General features: G+C 53.0%; 14 protein-coding genes and 6 pseudogenes. 7 read left to right on the top strand and 13 right to left on the bottom strand.

Translation table 11 applies throughout. From position 1 onward, the window contains the following. Positions 1-2,078: pseudogene (gene recG / locus DZ54_RS18110) on the top strand (ATP-dependent DNA helicase RecG). A gap of 17 nt (positions 2,079-2,095) precedes the next feature. On the opposite strand, the gene envZ reads toward recG, so the two are convergent. Both envZ and ompR read right to left on the bottom strand, forming a co-directional pair. Beyond that, complete coding sequence (gene envZ / locus DZ54_RS0101705; protein WP_025672894.1) at positions 2,096-3,415, bottom strand: two-component system sensor histidine kinase EnvZ; 1,320 nt, start codon at positions 3,413-3,415, stop codon at positions 2,096-2,098. 66 nt (positions 3,416-3,481) lie between these two features. Beyond that, positions 3,482-4,135: an osmolarity response regulator transcription factor OmpR gene (gene ompR / locus DZ54_RS18115; RefSeq protein WP_276201971.1), complete on the bottom strand. Its 654-nt coding sequence runs from the start codon at positions 4,133-4,135 to the stop codon at positions 3,482-3,484. 217 nt (positions 4,136-4,352) lie between these two features. Here ompR and greB point away from each other — a divergent pair, with 217 nt between their 5' ends. Together greB and DZ54_RS18120 are read left to right on the top strand one after the other, a co-directional pair. Beyond that, positions 4,353-4,844, top strand: a complete 492-nt coding sequence (gene greB, locus DZ54_RS0101715; protein ID WP_025672895.1) for a transcription elongation factor GreB — start codon at positions 4,353-4,355, stop codon at positions 4,842-4,844. 45 nt (positions 4,845-4,889) lie between these two features. Then, positions 4,890-7,187 (top strand): annotated as a pseudogene (locus DZ54_RS18120) (Tex family protein). A 147-nt stretch (positions 7,188-7,334) separates the two neighbouring features. On the opposite strand, the gene DZ54_RS18125 reads toward DZ54_RS18120, so the two are convergent. From DZ54_RS18125 to bioH, 3 genes are all read right to left on the bottom strand, one after another. Continuing rightward, the gene (locus DZ54_RS18125; protein WP_240473885.1) at positions 7,335-7,754 is read right to left on the bottom strand and encodes an ATP-dependent Lon protease; all 420 of its coding nucleotides are present in this window, start codon (positions 7,752-7,754) and stop codon (positions 7,335-7,337) included. Positions 7,755-7,892: 138 nt separating this feature from the next. Further along, positions 7,893-8,324, bottom strand: a complete 432-nt coding sequence (locus DZ54_RS25410; RefSeq protein ID WP_025672896.1) for a hypothetical protein — start codon at positions 8,322-8,324, stop codon at positions 7,893-7,895. Between the two features lie 98 nt (positions 8,325-8,422). Next, on the bottom strand, positions 8,423-9,202 hold the full coding sequence (gene bioH, locus DZ54_RS0101735; protein ID WP_025672897.1) for a pimeloyl-ACP methyl ester esterase BioH: 780 nt from the start codon (positions 9,200-9,202) through the stop codon (positions 8,423-8,425). Between the two features lie 77 nt (positions 9,203-9,279). Between bioH and DZ54_RS18130 the strand changes: the two genes are divergently transcribed. From DZ54_RS18130 to DZ54_RS0101750, 3 genes are all read left to right on the top strand, one after another. Next, positions 9,280-10,008, top strand: a complete 729-nt coding sequence (locus DZ54_RS18130) for a ComF family protein (protein WP_081721567.1) — start codon at positions 9,280-9,282, stop codon at positions 10,006-10,008. A 59-nt stretch (positions 10,009-10,067) separates the two neighbouring features. Further along, the gene (gene nfuA, locus DZ54_RS0101745) at positions 10,068-10,652 is read left to right on the top strand and encodes a Fe-S biogenesis protein NfuA (RefSeq protein WP_025672899.1); all 585 of its coding nucleotides are present in this window, start codon (positions 10,068-10,070) and stop codon (positions 10,650-10,652) included. Positions 10,653-10,847: 195 nt separating this feature from the next. After that, the gene (locus tag DZ54_RS0101750; protein WP_025672900.1) at positions 10,848-11,096 is read left to right on the top strand and encodes a lipoprotein; all 249 of its coding nucleotides are present in this window, start codon (positions 10,848-10,850) and stop codon (positions 11,094-11,096) included. Between the two features lie 10 nt (positions 11,097-11,106). Here DZ54_RS0101750 and cyoE read toward each other — a convergent pair whose 3' ends face one another. The 4 genes and pseudogenes from cyoE to DZ54_RS0101770 form a co-directional block, all read right to left on the bottom strand. Then, entirely contained in the window at positions 11,107-12,009 is a 903-nt protein-coding gene (gene cyoE / locus DZ54_RS0101755; RefSeq protein WP_025672901.1) for a heme o synthase, read from the bottom strand. Next, positions 11,984-13,005: pseudogene (locus DZ54_RS18135) on the bottom strand (COX15/CtaA family protein). The gene cyoE and the pseudogene DZ54_RS18135 overlap by 26 nt, the downstream one beginning before the upstream one ends. 2 nt (positions 13,006-13,007) lie before the next feature. Next, positions 13,008-13,529: a hypothetical protein gene (locus tag DZ54_RS0101765; RefSeq protein WP_025672902.1), complete on the bottom strand. Its 522-nt coding sequence runs from the start codon at positions 13,527-13,529 to the stop codon at positions 13,008-13,010. After that, the gene (locus tag DZ54_RS0101770; RefSeq protein WP_025672903.1) at positions 13,526-14,233 is read right to left on the bottom strand and encodes an SURF1 family protein; all 708 of its coding nucleotides are present in this window, start codon (positions 14,231-14,233) and stop codon (positions 13,526-13,528) included. The genes DZ54_RS0101765 and DZ54_RS0101770 overlap by 4 nt, the downstream gene beginning before the upstream one ends. A gap of 45 nt (positions 14,234-14,278) precedes the next feature. Here DZ54_RS0101770 and DZ54_RS0101775 point away from each other — a divergent pair, with 45 nt between their 5' ends. Further along, positions 14,279-14,485, top strand: a complete 207-nt coding sequence (locus DZ54_RS0101775; RefSeq protein ID WP_025672904.1) for a DUF2909 domain-containing protein — start codon at positions 14,279-14,281, stop codon at positions 14,483-14,485. Between the two features lies 1 nt (position 14,486). Here the strand turns inward: DZ54_RS0101775 and DZ54_RS18140 are convergent. The 4 genes and pseudogenes from DZ54_RS18140 to coxB all read right to left on the bottom strand — a co-directional run bounded on the left by DZ54_RS18140 (position 14,487) and on the right by coxB (position 18,604). After that, a pseudogene (locus tag DZ54_RS18140) lies at positions 14,487-15,352 on the bottom strand (cytochrome c oxidase subunit 3). Between the two features lie 10 nt (positions 15,353-15,362). Further along, complete coding sequence (locus tag DZ54_RS0101785; protein ID WP_025672905.1) at positions 15,363-15,890, bottom strand: cytochrome c oxidase assembly protein; 528 nt, start codon at positions 15,888-15,890, stop codon at positions 15,363-15,365. After that, positions 15,880-17,480 (bottom strand): annotated as a pseudogene (gene ctaD, locus DZ54_RS18145) (cytochrome c oxidase subunit I). The gene DZ54_RS0101785 and the pseudogene ctaD overlap by 11 nt, the downstream one beginning before the upstream one ends. A 9-nt stretch (positions 17,481-17,489) precedes the next feature. Then, a pseudogene (gene coxB / locus DZ54_RS18150) lies at positions 17,490-18,604 on the bottom strand (cytochrome c oxidase subunit II). Positions 18,605-19,049 lie beyond the last annotated feature (445 nt).

Consider the following 19,049-nt stretch of genomic DNA (forward strand, 5'->3'; position numbering starts at 1 on the left):
ATGCGATCTTCCATGCTTAGCGCGGTAACCGTCGATACCTTAAAGGGTGTTGGCAGTAAAGTGGCTGAAAAGTTGGCTAAAATCGGCTGCATACGGTGCAGGACGTCTTATTTCACCTGCCTTACCGCTACGAAGATCGTACCCGTGTGTGGCCTATTGCCAGCTTATTACCGGGTCAGCATGCCACCGTCGAAGGTGAAATCACTCATAACGATACTGTCTTTGGTCGGCGACGTATGCTGACAGTCCGAATTCATGACGACAGCGGCGCACTTACATTGCGCTTTTTCAATTTTAACGCCGCGATGAAAAATAGCTTAGCGGTCGGTAAACAAGTGAAAGCCTATGGCGAGCTCAAACGGGGAAAGCACGGTCTAGAAATCATTCACCCTGAGTATCAGGTTTTTTCCGAGCCCTCCGAGTTGGTGATGGAAGAAACCCTCACCCCCGTTTATCCCACCACCGAAGGCCTGCGCCAAGCCACGCTGCGTCATCTAACCGACCAAGCGCTGGCTTTACTAGATAAAAGCGGCGTGGAAGAGTTGCTCCCTGACGGCTTATACGATCGACAGTTATCCTTGCGCGATGCCTTGCACTTACTGCATCGCCCCCCACCAGAAACCGCGCTAGAAGACCTATTAACGGGCCAACACCCCGCCCAACGGCGCTTGATCATTGAAGAGCTCCTTGCCCAGCACCTCTCTATGCTGTCTGTGCGTCATCAGGCGCAGCAGGTCAAAGGCTTCGCTCTTGCCCCGAGCCAGTCGCTCGGACAACGCCTGTTAGCCAATTTGCCCTTCTCACCCACCGGGGCGCAATCGCGCGTGGTTGGCGAGATCCGTCAAGATTTGGCCAAGCCATTTCCGATGATGCGCTTGGTGCAAGGTGATGTCGGCGCCGGCAAAACCTTAGTGGCAGTGCTCGCCGCCTTGCAAGCGATTGAGCAAGGCCATCAGGTTGCATTGATGGCACCGACTGAGCTACTGGCCGAGCAACACGCCACCAATTTCGCCCAATGGCTAGAGCCGCTGGGCATTCAAGTCGGTTGGCTTGCCGGCAAATTAAAAGGAAAGGCACGCGAGCAAACCTTGAATCAAATTGCTGACGGTAGTGCACAAATGGTGGTTGGTACCCATGCGTTATTCCAAGCAAGCGTCCAGTTTAAAAGCCTGGCGCTGGTGATCATCGACGAGCAACACCGATTTGGCGTTCATCAACGGCTGGCCCTGCGTGAAAAAGGAGAACAACAAGGTGCGCACCCACACCAGTTGATCATGACCGCCACCCCGATTCCACGCACCTTGGCGATGACCGCCTATGCCGATTTAGAAACCTCGGTAATTGATGAGCTACCACCGGGGCGAACGCCGATTCAAACCGTCGCCGTGCCGGATACTCGCCGTGACGACATTATTGCCCGGGTCAACGCCGCCTGCAGTGACGGTCGACAAGCTTATTGGGTCTGCACCTTGATTGAAGAATCCGACGCCTTAGAGGCACAAGCCGCTGAAGATACAGCCACCGCACTCAAAGACGCCTTGCCGAACCTTGCAGTAGGCCTGGTTCACGGACGAATGAAAGCGGCGGAAAAACAAGCAGTGATGGATGCCTTTAAGCAAGGCAAGGTGCAGTTGTTGGTGGCAACCACAGTGATTGAAGTGGGCGTCGATGTGCCTAACGCCAGCCTAATGATTATCGAAAACCCGGAACGACTCGGACTCGCGCAGCTCCACCAGCTACGTGGTCGTGTTGGGCGAGGCTCCATCGCGAGCCATTGTGTGCTGCTTTATCATGCGCCCTTGTCCAAAACCGCCACTCAACGCTTGGGCGTGTTACGAGACAGCAATGACGGCTTTGTGATTGCCCAACGCGACTTAGATATTCGCGGGCCAGGCGAGTTATTGGGAACCCGCCAGACCGGCTTGGCCGAGTTTAAAATTGCCGATTTGGTTCGTGATCAGGGACTGATCCCCGAGGTACAAAAGCTGGCCAGTCATTTGCACCAGCACTACCCCAAGCATTCAGAGGCCATTATTCGCCGTTGGCTCGGCCATAAAACCCACTACTCCAACGCCTGATGGCCGCTAAACGCGGCCTATTTACCCACCGGGAACGTCATTTGGATTCTCAGGCCACCTTCGGTCCGTGATGATAAACGGATATCGCCATGAAGCTGTTCGACAATTCGTTTCACGATCGCTAACCCTAATCCCGTTCCCTCACTGCCACGCGCGGTATCGCCTCGGGTAAATGGCTGGAACAATGTATTTTCTAGGCTCGCCTCAATGCCCGGGCCATTGTCTTCCACTTCAACCCATTGGTATGTATGGTCAGCATTGCTACCACACCGTAGCCTCACCCAACCATTACCATAACGCACCGCATTGACCACTAGGTTAGTGACAGCCCGTTTTAACGCCACCGAGTTCGCGTATAAATCACCGTGCAGCGCCGCTAAGTCTAACTCGATATCGACGCCCATTGACTGCTGGTGATTCGCCACATCAAGACAGATGGTAGATAAATCTACCGGGTCGGGGTCTTGCTGCTGTACCGCGCGCAAGTAATCCATAAACTGATTGATGATCTCGTTACACTCTTCCGTGTCTTCGGTGATGCTATCGGCCAAATAGGCATCGTCAGACGACATCATTTCGGTCGCCAGCCGAATGCGCGTGAGCGGGGTGCGCAAATCATGACTGACACCCGCCATCAACAAGGCGCGATCTTCTTCGAGCTTGCGTATCCCCGCCGACATTTTATTAAAGGCCACGGTGACCGCCTGAATTTCTGACGCCCCCTGCGGCGGAACAGGGTCTGGAAACCGACCATCGGCCACATCCAGCGCAGCCCGCTCTAACGCGACCAGCGGCCGATTTTGCATCTTAATAAACAACCAGCCGCCGGCAATCACCAACAACGCGATCACCAAGCTATACTGAAACAACGGTGCAAAATCATCTTGATGCAGCTCCGATAAGGGGATCCGCATTAAAAAGTCATCAATGGCATCAAATTTTAGCCATAAAACATAACTGTCTTCGCCACTGACTAAACGGACTTGGGTTTTTGCCCCTAATTCCTCGCTAATATGTTCGCTTAAGTAATCAATCTTCATGGCATCTTTAAAAGCGGCCGCTTGATCACTGTTTGGCGCGTGTAACGTCACGCCAATTTGTTCCAACAATTGCCGGCGCACTGGCTCACCCAGGTGGAGCACTTCCCCATCTTTGAGATACCAATCCTCCTCCAGCATTAAGCGGACTTCAAAGGCTAAAATCTTATTGAACTGCTGCAAGCTCGGCAGCAACGCATAATTGACAATGGTTAGGTAAGAAAAAACTTGGCTGGCAATTAATAAGCCAGCCAAAATCAATAAGGTTCGCGCAAAGCTAGTCCGCGGTGACATCCGCATCGTTACACCTCACCATCGGGTACAAACACGTAACCAAGCCCCCATACCGTTTGGATATAGCGCGGTTTACTCGGATCCTCCTCGACCATTGCGACGCAAGCGGGAAATTTGCACATCAATCGAGCGCTCCATCGCCGAGTACTCGCGGCCGCGTGCCATGTTCATCAATTTGTCTCGTGAAAGCGGCTCACGCGCATTGGTCACCAACGCTTTGAGTACCGCAAATTCACCGGATGTTAATGTCATCGGCTCGTCGTTACGAAACATCTCGCGGGTGCCTAAGTTAAGACGAAACTCACCAAAGGTAACCGTGGTTGAATCAGCACTCGGCGCCCCGGGCGCTTCGACCGTTTGTCGGCGTAATACGGCGCGCACCCGAGCCAGTAATTCCCGCGGGTTAAACGGCTTAGGCAGGTAATCGTCGGCCCCGACTTCTAAGCCGACAATCCGATCAATTTCATCCCCTTTCGCCGTCAGCATTAATATGGGCAATTGATTGTTAGCTTGGCGCAAGCGTCGGCATATCGACAAGCCATCTTCCCCGGGAAGCATTAAATCAAGCACCATCAGATTAAATGCTTCACGCGCTAATAACCGGTCCATTTGCTCCGCATTGGCAACACTGCGTACTTGAAACCCTTGCTCGGTCAGATAGCGCTCTAGCAGTGAACGCAGACGCATATCATCATCCACAACTAGGATTTTATAGTTCTCTTGCATGCTTAGCCCTCAATGCTGCTGCCGAATAATCAAGCAGATATTGCCATCATCTTATTGAATTTTGCCACAGTTGTGCGCCATACCGCGTGTTTGTCAGTGCAGAACGGCACGCTAAATTGTTACCGAGTGTTGCCTCGACAAGCTCGCCCGCTTCTTGTACTTTCCTGAACAAGGTTATATTGCACGACGCCGATTGGCTAGTGAAAGGAGAGGTAACGTGAAAACCAAATTGGTGACCCGTGAAGGCTTTAACGCGCTCAAAACCGAGCACGATTACCTGTGGCACGAGCGACGGCCAGAAGTGACTAAAATTGTCAGCTGGGCAGCCAGCTTGGGTGATCGTTCAGAAAACGCCGACTACACCTATAATAAACGGTTATTACGACAAATCGATCGCCGTGTCCGCTATCTGCGCAAGCGACTGAATGACCTAACCATTGTCGATTACGCCCCCGAGCAAGAAGGCCGGGTGTTTTTTGGCGCCTGGGTCGAGATTGAAAACGAAGCCGGCGACACCAAACAATTTCGCATTGTTGGCCCTGATGAAATTTATGAGCGCAAAGACTACATATCAATAGATGCGCCGATGGCGCGCGCGCTATTGAAAAAAGCCGTCGACGATGACGTCGTGGTCCCGACGCCAGAAGGCGAAAAACAGTGGTTTATCAATACCATCACCTACCCCAAGCCAAGTCATGGCTCAGCCTGATCATCAATCACTCTGATGACCACAAAGGGAACGAAAAGGAAACACATGCATACATCGATTACCCAAACCCTGGCCCACGAGCTCAACGTCGCGCCTGGCCAAGTTAATACAGCAGTGACGCTGCTTGACGACGGCAATACCGTCCCTTTTATCGCCCGTTACCGCAAAGAAGCCACGCAAGGTTTAGACGATTCGCAGTTGCGAACCCTGGAAACGCGATTAGTCTATCTACGCGAGTTAGACGCCCGTCGTGAAACCATCCTCAAATCGATTGACGAACAAGGCAAACTGACCGAGCGCCTACGCCGCGATATTGTCGCCGCAGAGAGCAAAAACCGGTTGGAAGATTTGTACCTTCCCTATAAACCCAAACGCCGGACCAAAGGGCAAATTGCCATCGAAGCGGGGCTGGCGCCTCTGGCTGACACTTTATGGCACGATCCGTTCCAAACGCCTGAGACCACCGCCGCGCCTTTTGTCGACCTGATCAGGCGTGGCCGACACCAAATCGGCACTCGATGGTGCCCGCGCGATCATGATGGAGCGCCTTGCCGAAGATGCCAGCCTGCTTGAGACCCTACGCCAATACCTCCAGCAATATGCGGTGCTACGCGCCACCGTGGTTGCCGGCCAAGAAGATACCGGTGCCAAGTTTAAAGACTACTTTGCCCATCAAGAGCCGATTGCCAAGGTGCCCTCTCACCGTGCGTTGGCGATGCTACGCGGCCGTAATGAGGGCATTCTGCAACTCGCTCTGATTGCCGACCCAGACCAAGATCCAGACAGCAAGCAAAGCGTGTGCGAGACCATGATCGCCCAGCACTACCAACTTTCTCTCGGCAGCGCCCCGGCTGATCGCTGGCGCAAACAAGTGATTGCCTTTGCGTGGCGGGTCAAAATCTTGATGCACCTTGAAACCGAGTTCATGGCCAACCTCAAAGAACGGGCCGAAAACGACGCCATTGATGTGTTTGCCGCCAACCTCAACGATGTATTGATGGCCGCGCCAGCAGGCCCTCGCTGTACCTTAGGCATTGACCCTGGCCTACGCACCGGTTGTAAAGTGGCAGTGGTTGACGGCACCGGTAAGCTCCTCGACACTGCCACCATTTATCCCACCGCCCCGAGGCATGATGTGGACGAGTCAAGCAAGGTGCTTCGCCGCTTTATTGACCGCCATGGCGTTAACTTGATTGCAGTAGGCAATGGCACCGCCTCACGCGAAACAGAAAGCTTTGTGGCCACCATGCTCAAGCAGGCGGATTTAAGTATCCAAACCGTGATGGTCAGCGAAGCCGGTGCCTCTGTTTACTCGGCGTCTGAGTTAGCGGCCAACGAGTTTCCTGACTTAGATGTGTCACTCCGTGGCGCCGTCTCAATCGCCCGTCGCTTGCAAGACCCCTTGGCAGAGCTGGTGAAGATTGATCCTAAGTCGATTGGGGTGGGTCAATATCAGCATGACGTTTCTCAGCATCAGTTGGCCAAAAGCTCGATGCGGTGGTGGAAGATTGTGTCAACGCCGTGGGAGTAGATCTGAATATCGCCTCTGCACCACTGTTGACGCGCGTGGCAGGTTTAAGCCAAACCATGGCGCAAAACATTGTTGCGTTTCGCGATGAAAACGGCCGCTTCAACGAACGAAAAACACTACTGAAAGTCCCTCGCCTAGGCCCCAAAGCCTATGAACAATGCGCGGGCTTTTTACGGGTTATGGACGGTACCAATCCGCTCGACCGCTCCGGCGTTCACCCAGAAACCTATCCGCTGGTCAAACATATCGCACAAAAGACGGGCAAGGCGGTGGACGCCTTAATCGGTAACGCAGGTATACTGCAAAGCTTAAACGCCAATGATTATGCCAATGACACCTTTGGTGCGATCACCGTGACCGATGTGCTCAGTGAACTCGCCAAACCGGGTCGTGATCCACGCCCAGAGTTTAAAACCGCGACCTTTGCCGATGGCGTTAACCAAGTGAGCGATTTGAAACCTGGGATGCAGCTAGAAGGAGCCGTGACCAACGTGACTCACTTTGGTGCTTTTGTCGATGTGGGCGTCCATCAAGACGGGTTAGTGCATATCTCTGCGCTATCAAACCGCTTTATCAGCGATCCACGTGACGTGGTGAAAGCCGGTGATGTGGTCAAGGTGAAAGTGATGGAAGTGGATGTGGCGCGTAAGCGGATTGGTTTGTCGATGCGTCTTGATGATACGCCTGAGGCATCGGAAGCGAAAACAGCACCGACTACGCGGCGCGAGAGCAAAGCCCCCAAACGGCAAAACACCGCCGCCCCCCAAGGTGGGAGCATGGCCGATGCCTTTGCGCGCGCCAAACGCTCCTAGCGTCAAATGCTCCTAGCGTCAAATGCTTATAGAGCCAGACAAATAGTGCCTAAGAAATGGCATGCTTGAACACTGACAGCCCCGCCAACACTGGCGGGGCTTTTTATATTTTGTCTTAATCAGGGAATACCTGAGGGCGGGATCGCGTTAAATCACTATCAATACTTCTGACGGCATGTTCGCCACCGTTGCTTGCTGATAGCGCATCGCCACTACCGCGCGCGTTTGCTCAAACCGTTTTAGCTGCTCGATTTTTTCTAACACTTCTTCGGGCATTTTTAAGCCCATCGTGTAACCATTATCTTTAGGTACCTGATCGTTAAGTGCTAGCTCGCCGAGATCCGTGCGTGTCATGGCATCAATGCGGCCTGCGATGTTGGCCCCATCGTAATCGGCCTCAGCGAGTGAATCACGCTGGTAGTTCAGTGAGTAATTAGGATGCTGTGCAGGATCCCACGATGAACGCCCTAGTTGCTTATCTTGATCGGTAACGGCTTTGCCATTCTCGGGTTCGGGGGACGGTTTGCTAGGGACTAATTTTTTCGCGCAAGCGATTATCCCGCGCAACTTGCTCGGTTGGCGGGTTCACCGATGGTGCGACAGTTGGGATACTGACGCTGGCTGGCGATATATTCATCTGATGTTACCTCCCAACACCAGCTGAAGGCCTAATTGTCAGTGCGGCCTTGTCGTCTTTCTAATAGTTTAGACGATAACCGCGAGTATTGTGCCTATTGTACCTAAGGCCGACACAAATTTACCCGCGGTATAAGATGAATCATCGTTTTCTTGGACTTTCTCCGGATGATCCATGCCCAATGCTCCGTAGGTAAAAGACTTTACTGCAGACTTTTCTTCCGGCGCTTTTCCCTCTTGGGCTTTAGCGACCGCACCCGCATTGGCGCCATCTTTCACGTCAGCGCCGCCTTTCACGTCAGCATTGTGTTTTGCGGCTTGAGGAGAAGCGGGTTTATCACTTTCTTTAACCGCATTGGCTTTTGCGACTTGATCATTAAAAGTATTGGCTTTGGACACCTGTTCAGCCTGTTTATCCGCATTCTGCTGCGGCTGCACCGGCGTTTTGGACTTCATCGCTTGATGATACGCCGGAGACTGCCCAACGTTACCTACGTTCATTATGGTCTCTCCTTATGCCAAAACACGTGACATAGTTAACTTATCGGCAGAACCGTGACAGGATTGAGTCAATTCTACCAAAAAATGATCACCACACGCTATGCTTCCGGCAAGTGATTGCCTAAAAAAGTGTTTAACGTGTCCACCACCGCCTCAGGTTCCGTCACGAACGGCGCGTGAGCACTGTGTGTCAGTACCTCACAATATGAGTCAGGAGCTAACTTTAATACCGCATCCGCCACCGACACAGGCACCAAGCCATCTAACCGCCCATACATTCTCAACCACGGCACGTCGATAGCGCTACAGCCCTGACGCAAATCCGTGTCCGCTAACATAGCTAGGCCATCTGCAAGCGCACGAGGATCAGGTGCCGGTCGCGAAAATACCGCTTGCTTCAGCGCTTTTACGTCTTTTCTCGCCGTCGGCGATCCCATCGCTTGCAGCGCCATAAACCGCTCTACCGTCAGCGAAAAGTCACGCTCAAGCTGACGGGAAAAGTCACTGAGTACCCCAGGTTTGATCCCTCGCCACCCAGGTTCGGCAACAAACTTGGGCGAGCTAGCAATAGTCACTAACCCGGTGACTCGCTGTGGCGCGACCTGTGCCACTTGCGTTGCTACCAACCCACCTAACGACCAGCCTATCCAAGTTGCATGCGCTGGTGATTCTTTAAGCAATACTTGTGCCAGCTCTTTGAGAGTAAGTCCCGGCTGTGCCGCGCTATAGCCAAAACCGGGTAAATCGACACAGTGCACGCGGTAATGTGCGGTTAAATACGGCAAGATTAATGACCACACCGCGCTATTCATTCCCCAGCCGTGAATGAGAACCAGATCGGGTCCTTGTCCGTGCGACTGCCAATCACATAACGCCATGTTTACACTGCCTTGGTTGCTTTTCACTCAGGACGCTTATGATATCAACAATCATGCCACGGCGCTTCACACATCTAATGGCCCAATGGAGAGGCAAATTCTTGCCCTTGCAATGTCCAGTTTGCCACCTCGCCTTACCTGCCCAGCACGCCCTGTGCTGCGATGCGTGTTGGGATGCCCATCATCAGTATTTACTTTGTCGCTGTTGCGGGCTGCCTGTTTCTGTTCCAAAAGCGCGGTGTGGCGCCTGCCTCAGCCAACCGCCAGATTGGGATCGCTTGGTGGCTATCAGTGGCTATCATGATCCTCTCCCGCAGTTAATTCACGCGTTCAAATACCAACGGGCTTTCGAACTTGCCTTACCTTTCGCCCAGCAGCTCAGTGATCGTATTGTCGATCCTGCCCCCGTGCTGTTGCCGGTGCCACTGCATTGGCGACGCCGTTGGCAGCGTGGGTTTAATCAAAGCTTGCACTTGGCTTGGGCGCTTACCGACAACCTCGATACCCAAGTTGTCGATACGTACTTATCTCGCGCCCGACATACCGCACCACAACAAGGCCTCAGTCGACAAGACAGACTGCGTAACCTGCGCGGTGCCTTTGTTCTTAATGGCCCGCTCCCCGCTTCCCATGTCGCGATCGTCGACGATGTGGTCACCACCGGACAAACAGTGTCGCAATTGTGTCGATTACTGCGCACCGCCGGTGCAAAAACGATCGATGTTTACTGTTTGGCCCGTACTGATCTACCTAACGGTAAACGTGCTATCCGTGCTTACAAAGTAGCCATATGGTTCGAGGGGTGATAGCCAGCGCAAACCGGAGTACACTGTATAAAACACACTGGATTAGTCAGGTATTTGTCGTGTCAGAAGTCAATATTTCAGAAAATGCACAAAGCCACTTTGTGAAGCTGCTTGAGCAGCAGCCCGAGGGCACCCATATTCGCGTGTTTGTGGTCAATCCAGGCACGCCAAACGCCGAGTGTGGTGTCTCATACTGTCCACCGGAAGCGGTAGAAAGCAGTGATACCGAAATAAAATTTAACGGCTTTTCTGCGTTTGTCGACGAACTCAGTCTTCCTTTTTTAGACGAAGCGGAGATCGATTTTGTCACCGATAAAATGGGCTCGCAGCTCACGCTAAAAGCACCGAACGCTAAAATGCGTAAAGTCGCCGATGATGCTCCTTTGATGGAGCGCGTCGATTACGTGATTCAAAGTCAGGTTAACCCACAGCTTGCCAGCCATGGCGGCCATGTGAACCTGATTGAAATCACTGATGATTCGGTCGCTATCCTCCAATTTGGCGGCGGGTGTAATGGTTGCTCTATGGTCGATGTGACCTTAAAAGAAGGGATTGAAAAGCAGCTATTGGCCGAGTTTAGCGGCGAGCTGCACGGCGTCCGCGATGTGACTGAACACGCCCGCGGTGATCATTCTTATTTCTGATCCCCGTTATCGCCTTGTACCCTGAGGGGCACGAATCGCGTACCAAAAACAGGCTTTTTAGCCTGTTTTTTGTTTGGGTCCGCGGGTGGCCCTTATCGGAGCAGCCGTGTACTATTACGACAATTAAACAAACGAGCGGCAGCGGCGCTGCGCCAGTTGCGCTGTGCTCATTACATCCGTGAATAAGGAAGGGTTATGCGCGTCTTTTTTGCCTGTCTGTTGGTCGTATTCTTGGCCGGATGCTCGAAAGTCACCAAGCAAAACTACGATCAGTTAGAAGTCGGTATGAGTTACGACGTAGTCGTTGCTCACATTGGCAAGCCAAGCCAATGCGATGACACCATGGGCTTAACCCATTGCGTGTGGGGCGGCGATGGCAAACATATCAAGGTCTCGTTTGTCGCTGATAAAGCAACGGTGCTCTCCGCGCAGGGCTTAAATTAACGCCCGACCATTAAACAAGCAGTGCGTGATCAGCCAGTAACACCACAAAGGTCGCAAAGATGTGCCAGATCGAGAACTTAAACATCTGCCACGCGCGACCCTTTTGGGTCCCTGTTTTCAGCCACCAGGCATAGCCAACAAAGACTAGGTTGAGCGTGGTAGCGCCGAGCAGATAAATCCAGCCGCTCATGCCCGTTAGCCAAGGTAAAATACCGACTACCAACAGCAACACGGTATAAAGCAGCACCATGGTCTGGGTGAATCCGACGCCGTGCGTAACGGGTAGCATAGGGACTTGCGCTTTGGCGTAATCCTGTCGACGATGAATGGCCAGCGCCCAAAAGTGGGGCGGCGTCCAGGTGAAAATAATCATCACCAGTAAGAACGCATGGGGATGTAACTCCCCCGTGACCGCGGTCCAACCGAGTAGTGGCGGCATCGCACCGGCCAAACCACCAATCACAATGTTCTGTGGGGTTGCGGGCTTAAGCCATTGGGTATACACCAGCGCATAACCCACCAAGCTTGCGAACGTCAGCCAGGCAGTGAGCGGGTTCAACCACCAACAGGCAATAAAGCCGGCCACCATCAGCCCAACCGCCAATGTCAGTGCCGCCGTTTGACTCACTCGCCCCTCCGCCACCGGACGATGACGGGTGCGCTGCATTTTAGTGTCGATACGCCTGTCTATCACATGATTAAACACCGCCGCCGCACTGGCCTGCGCACCGATCCCAAACAAACCAACAATGACGGCCCACCATGGTGGCCAACCTGCGGTGGCGAGACACATACCCACTAGCGCGGTTAATAACAGCATGGCCACCACGCGTGGTTTGGTGAGTTCGTAATAATCGCGCCAACGCGCGGCAGCAGGTGTCGAGACACTAACGGTGCGTTGATACTGTGCCATGACGCACTCCTTGTGGTCGTGAAGAAAAGTGACAGAGGCGGTGGGTCAACAGAACGGTGATCAGCAACAGCAGGCCGCCCAGGTTATGCGCAACCGCCACACTTAAAGGTAAGAGCGCGACCACATTGGTCACACCGAGCTGATTTGTATGGCGAGTACCACAGTCACCCAAAGGCCGATAACGCGAGCGCCAGCGTGCCAAAGTACCCAGGCCCACGCCAACACCAAGGTGGTTACCACCATCGCCCCCAAGCGATGCGTAGCATGAATGGTCACGCGCTCAGCATGGCTTAATACCCCAAACTGGTAAGTGTCGCTAATGGGGCTAACCGGATGAAACGCAGATGGGGTAAAAAGTCGCCACCAAGGGCTTTCACAAATGGGTAACTGAGTACAAACAGTGGCCGCGTAATTGGCGGAGGTCCAACCGCCCAGAGCGATCTGCACAATCACGGCGACCAAAGCTATACTGCCCAAGTGGTGTGCTTTTCGCGACAGACTAATACGAGGCAGTTTGATGGCCCCTGTGGTTTTCGCAAGCCAAGCCAGCAAACACACCGTGGTAAACCCTCCGAGCAAATGCGCCATCACCACCACCGGCATTAAGCTCAAGGTTACCGTCCACATCCCAAGCGCCGCTTGCGCGATTACCACGACACTCAATACTGTCGTCAACGGTCTAAACACCCGATAGTCAGCACGTCGCCAGCTCACCCATGCCAGCGCAAAGATCGCCAGCCCTAGCGTGCCTGCTACATAGCGATGCAGCATCTCATTCCATGCTTTAATCACATCTAAAGGGGCGTCGGGAAAACGCGATATCGCCATCGATTGCGCCGTTTCACTCACCGGCACGCCCAAGTGGCCATAGCATCCGGGCCAGTCCGGGCACCCTAACCCGGCTTCGGTTAAACGGGTAAACGCGCCCAGCCCAACTACCCATACGGCCAGCACTAAGGTCGATAATATCGCGAGTTGATAGCGACGCGTTGCCATCGTTAACCTACCTTAGACAACTTGAGCAGACGCTTAAGATCGCGCAGCAGCCCTTTGCCTTGCGCCACCCACTGGGTGTTGTCGTCACTGATCGGATAGGCGAGCACCACATTATTCATCGGATCACTGAGATAGAGGGTGTGAGGCGCAAACGGGGGCTGTTGGAGATCCTCTTGCTGAGCCGCGTTCAATGTTTGCCATGTCAGCACGTCAGGCTCACGGCGGGCAGTGCGGGTGACGGCGATACTGGTCACCCTATCCCGTTCTTTACCTACCGCGATGGGAATTTGAGTGAGTTGAAATAAAGCCTGCTCACACTGAGCACCACAGGGTTCAGGCACCGCATACACTAAGCGCCACTGCCCTTTTTCTGCCAGCCAGTTCAAGGTAACCGGTTCAGCAAGAAACTGGCCGTAATTAGTGACTCCTTTTTGGTACCAACTTTGCTCCAGCACCAATTTGGCCACTACGACAGGCAGTACAAAAACCCCGATCAATACCACGACGGTGATGCGTCCTTTCATTCGTGCCCCTTCCTTTGTGTTTTGTGCCACCATATGCCTGCGCCAATACTGACTGCGAGGGCCATCAGTGCCCATTGCACCGCATAACCATAGTGTTTCGTCGGCGGCATCACCACGGGCTGCCACACCGGAATGACTCCGGCTTGAGCCAATACATTGCTATCCGGCTTGCCCACGCGATGCACCGTCTTCGCGCGGATAAGTTGCTGTGCGTCCAACGCAGGTAACTGTGCTTGCAATGATGATAGTTCAATCCGTTGTACCCGTTGCGGCCAACTTTCCGATTCTGCCCCTTGTTTCAGCACCACCCGCTCAGACGGTGAATCGACAAAACCAACCACTTGATAGCGCTCGGCAAAATCTGGCACGTCCGGCCATGTACGAATCGCTGGGGCGGCCATCCAACCTAGCTCTACCAACCACCAGGTTGACGGGTGCTGTGTGGGCACAAAAGGAAGAAATAAACGATAGCCCACGCGGCCTTGGTGAGTCTGATTGTCGAGCCACACGGCGAACTCAGGGCGAAACTGGCCCACCGCAACCACAGACTGCCCTTGCTGCACTGAGCGAGTAAGCAAGCCAGGTGGCTGATTGGCGTCAAATTGCGCCAAGTGTTGCGCTTTTTGCTCGCCACGCGTCCATTGCCAGTGACTTAACTTGACGAGCAGCACGACCACAACCACAGTCAATATCAGAAACCCCATTCGTCGTCCTTGTGTCATGATTACCTATTGCGCTAAGGAGCGCTTATGTTGGTCAAAGCTATTCTGATCGGTTTATTGATTTTTATTCTGTTTAATCTGTTTCGCGCTTTACCTGTGTTACTGAAAGGCGATCACTCTGTACCTTTATCCCGTTACCTGGGTCGGCGCGTGCTGTTTTCCGTGATTGTGTTCGTGTTATTGCTGATTGCGCTCTCCATGGGCTGGATAGCCCCCAATCCGCGCCCATACTGAGTCAGAGAATGTAAACCAACACAAACAAGCACAGCCACACCACATCCACGAAGTGCCAATACCACGCACTTGCTTGAAAGCCAAAGTGATGCTCAGGGCTAAAATGCCCACGCATCACGCGTAGCCAAACCACCAACAGCATCATGGTACCTAAGGTAACGTGTAGACCATGGAAACCGGTTAATAAATAGAAGGTATTGCCATACACACCGGAATCGAGCCGCAAGTTCATTTCTTGATACGCATGCACATACTCTTCGCCTTGAAAGAACATGAATAGCGCCCCTAACAACACCGTCGCCAGTAAAAAACCTTTCAATCGCCCGCGTTGATTTTTTTCAATCGCAGTATGGGCAATATGGAGCGTGACCGACGAGGTCAGTAAGATCAGGGTATTGAGCAGCGGCAGGCCCATGGCCGGCATCGCGGTGGTTTCAATCCCACCAGGCGTTAAAGTCAGTGGCCACTGGGCAACAAAGTCCGGCCACAGCACCGCGGCTGTCATTGCATTATTGCTGGCTCCGCCCAGCCAAGGGACGGCGATAAAGCGGGCATAGAATAACGCGCCGAAGAAGGCACCAAAGAACATCACCTCAGAAAAGATGAACCAACTCATCCCTTGACGAAAGGAGCGATCCATTTGCGCGGAATATAAGCCCTGCATGGATTCGCGGATCACATCGCGAAACCAGCCGGTGAGCATAATCAAGATCAGTACGGTGCCCGCTAGCAGTATCCAAGGCCCGTTGCCCCCAAATAATCCCCCACGGTGGCACCCGCGCCTGCGGCAATCAAAAACAGTGCAACCGCACCGACAATCGGCCAGATACTGGCAGCAGGGACGTAATAACGTTCAGGCGTCGCCATAGCGGTCTCCTTATTCCTCGACACTGGCGGTCACATCAAACAATGTGTAAGCCAGCGTTAAGTGGTTAATATCATCCGGCAACTCGGGATCCACGTAGAAGATCAGCGGCAAGGATGCATCCTCGCCACGCGGTAGTGGCTGACGGTTAAAGCAAAAACACTCAATTTTATTAAAATACTGCGCCGCCAATCCCGGCGAGACGGAAGGAACGGCTTGGCCGATGGTGTCGTAACGCGCATTATTGGTGGCCAAATAGTGAATGGTGTGCGTTTCACCGGGGTGGACTTGCATCCGATTGATCTGCGGCTCAAAAGTCCAACGCATGCCCGGGCTGGTATAGGCAACAAATTCCACCGTCACGACTCGCTCAGTATCGATGCCAACGCTCGACGCCGCCGCCTGATTATCCGTTTTGCCATTAATGCCGGTCACCTCACAGAACACGTCGTATAGCGGGACCAAAGCAAACGCAAAGCCAAACATGGCAACCGCCAAGACGAATAACCGCCGGGCCGAACACGTTGACTTAGTGACCATGACGCGACACCTCCAGATCAGGGGGCGTCTCAAAGGTGTGATAAGGGGCGGGCGATGGCACGGTCCACTCTAGGCCTTCGGCCCCTTCCCAAGGTTTAGCAGCAGCAGGCTCGCCGCCACGCGCGCATTGAATCACCACCGCTAAAAAGATGAGTTGCGACAGGCCAAAGGCGAAGCCGCCAATACTGACAATCGCGTTTACATCGGCAAATTGGAGCGCATAATCCGGGATCCGGCGTGGCATCCCCGCAAGCCCCAAAAAATGCATCGGAAAGAACAGGATGTTGACGGAAATCACCGAGCACCAAAAATGCCACTGTGCCAGGGTTTCATTGAACATATGCCCGGTCCATTTTGGCAGCCAGTAATAAGCGGCGGCATGATTGAAAACACCGCCCCTGAAACCAAGACATAGTGGAAGTGTGCAACTACAAAGTAGGTGTCGTGATACTGAAAATCGGCCGGCGTGATCGCCAACATTAGCCCAGAAAACCCACCAATGGTAAATAAGACGATAAAGGCAATCGCGAACAGCATTGGCACTTCAAATGTCAACGATCCTCGCCACATGGTCGCCACCCAGTTAAACACTTTGACCCCCGTCGGCACCGAGATCAGCATGGTACAAAACATGAAAAATAGCTCGGCAAACACCGGCATTCCGGTGGTGAACATATGGTGCGCCCATACCAGAAAGCTCAATCCTGCAATCGAGGCGGTGGCATACACCATGGAGCTGTAACCAAATAGCCGTTTACGGGAAAACGCCGGCACAATCGCCGAGATAATGCCAAAGCTGGGCAAAATCATGATGTAGACTTCTGGGTGACCAAAGAACCAGAAAATGTGCTGGAACAAGACAGGATCACCGCCCCCCGCGGCATCAAAAAAGCTGGTGCCAAAGTATTTATCCGTCAGCACCATGGTCGCTGCACCCGCCAATACTGGCATCACCGCAATCAGCAAAAAGGCGGTAATCAGCCAGGTCCAAACAAATAGCGGCATTTTCATGTAAGTCATTCCCGGCGCACGCATATTGGTGATTGTCACAATCACATTGATCGCGCCCATAATGGAGCTGATCCCCATGATGTGCAGCGCAAACACAAATAACCCGGTGCTATCGGGGCTGTAGGTGGTCGACAGTGGCGCGTAGAAAGTCCAACCAAAGTTGGGGCCGCCGCCTTCCATAAATAACGAGCCAATTAACAGCAAGAATGCAAACGGCAGGATCCAAAAGCTCCAGTTATTCATGCGCGGCAACGCCATGTCTGGCGCACCTATCATCATCGGCACCATCCAATTCGCCAACCCGGTAAAGGCCGGCATTACCGCTCCGAACACCATAATCAGACCATGCACCGTGGTCATTTGGTTGAAAAAGTTAGGTTCGATCAGTTGCAGCCCAGGCTGAAACAATTCCGCACGAATGACCATCGCCATCGCGCCACCCAACAAAAACATGGTGAAGCTGAAAATCAGGTACATGGTACCAATGTCTTTGTGGTTAGTGGTCAGCACCCAGCGCATCATACCGCGCGGTTTATGGTGGTGATCATCATGAACGGTATCTGGGGTGGTATCTGTCATCACGCGCTCCTAAAGATCTTCACCTGATTTCACCGCGTTAACTTGGGCGGCCTGTACTGTTTCTCCGGTATCATTGCCCCACGCATTGCGCTCATAAGTCACCACAGCGGCCAACTCTTTGAGCGACAATTGCGGCCCAAAGGCTTGCATGGCGGTGCCTGCTTTGCCGTTGACGACAATATCGATATGGTCGACCAACCTGTCCGGCTGCGTGGCAATCTCAGCCCCTGCCAACGCCGGGAACACGCCAGGCATGCCTTGGCCTTCACTTTGATGGCACATTCCACAGCGGCTGTCATAGACTTTTTTACCCAGTGCCATCAACTCATCCATTGGCATGTCCATATCCAGCAAGCGCTGCTCTTCTTCGCGGGCTTGTTGCTGGGCTAACGCGGTTTCCTGCACCCAGGCATCAAATTCCGCTTGGGGTTTAGCAATCACCACAATCGGCATAAAGCATGGTCTTTGCCACACAACTCCGCACATTGGCCACGATAAATGCCTGGCTTATCGATGTTGGTCCAAGCTTCATTGATAAAGCCGGGGTTAGCATCTTTCTTCACCGCAAAAGCAGGTACCCACCAGGAATGAATCACATCTTGCGAGGTGATCAAAAAACGCACTTTGCGCCCGACTGGCAACACCAAGGGCTGGTCGACTTCTAATAAATAATTATCGCGTTTTTGTCTTTCGTTACGGATTTGTTCGGGGCTAGAAGCAAGCAGAGAGAAAAAGGCGACATCGTGATCAAAATAACGGTAATGCCACTTCCATTGCGAGCCGGTGACTTGAACAGTTAAGTCAGGCTCGGTGGTATCTTCCATATCCAGCAACACCCGTGTGGCCGGGATCGCCATACCGACCAAAATAAGAAACGGAACCACGGTCCACGCTATCTCCACCTTGGTGCTTTCATGAAACGAAGCCGGCTTGGCACCTTTGGATTTTCGGTGGCGGATAATGGCCCAAAACATCACGCCGAATACCAACACCCCTATCACGACACAAATATAGAAGATGGTCATGTGCAGGTCGTACACTTTTTGGCTGATGTCCGTCACCCCTTGGGTGAGGTTCCAACCTTCCCGCTCTGCAGCACTGACTTCCACTGCAGGAAGGAGCATTACCCATATAAAAAAAAGTAATTGGCGCCTCAACACGGCTTCCTCCTGCCTAACGGGTGATTGCCAGTGCCCCGATCACACACAGTGACAACCACTAAAGATAGTTAACGTTTTATTTACAATTAAGTTAGGCAAGGATGGAGAAAAGAACAAAGAATGAAGACGAAAAAGATCGTAAAGCCAGACACGTGCCCACCTTTAGTGAGCACGACCACGGAGGAGGTTACAATTCGAGATGCAGCACGATGGGGGTAAAACGCAGGCGATAACGCGGCATCGCTGCTAGTGCGCGCTGCCAAAAACGCCACCTTGGACACGGTTTGTCGAGCGGCGAGTGCTCTTCAACTCGACAGGCCCAAGGTAAAGCAACGAATGATGGCCATCCGCGCGGATCAGAAAACCATGAATTGACTAATTTGTCACAATCACCGAATCGCTAGCCACT

Origin of the sequence: Salinivibrio socompensis S35 (genome assembly GCF_000513715.1) — a bacterium.
In the GTDB taxonomy this organism is placed as follows: domain Bacteria; phylum Pseudomonadota; class Gammaproteobacteria; order Enterobacterales; family Vibrionaceae; genus Salinivibrio; species Salinivibrio socompensis.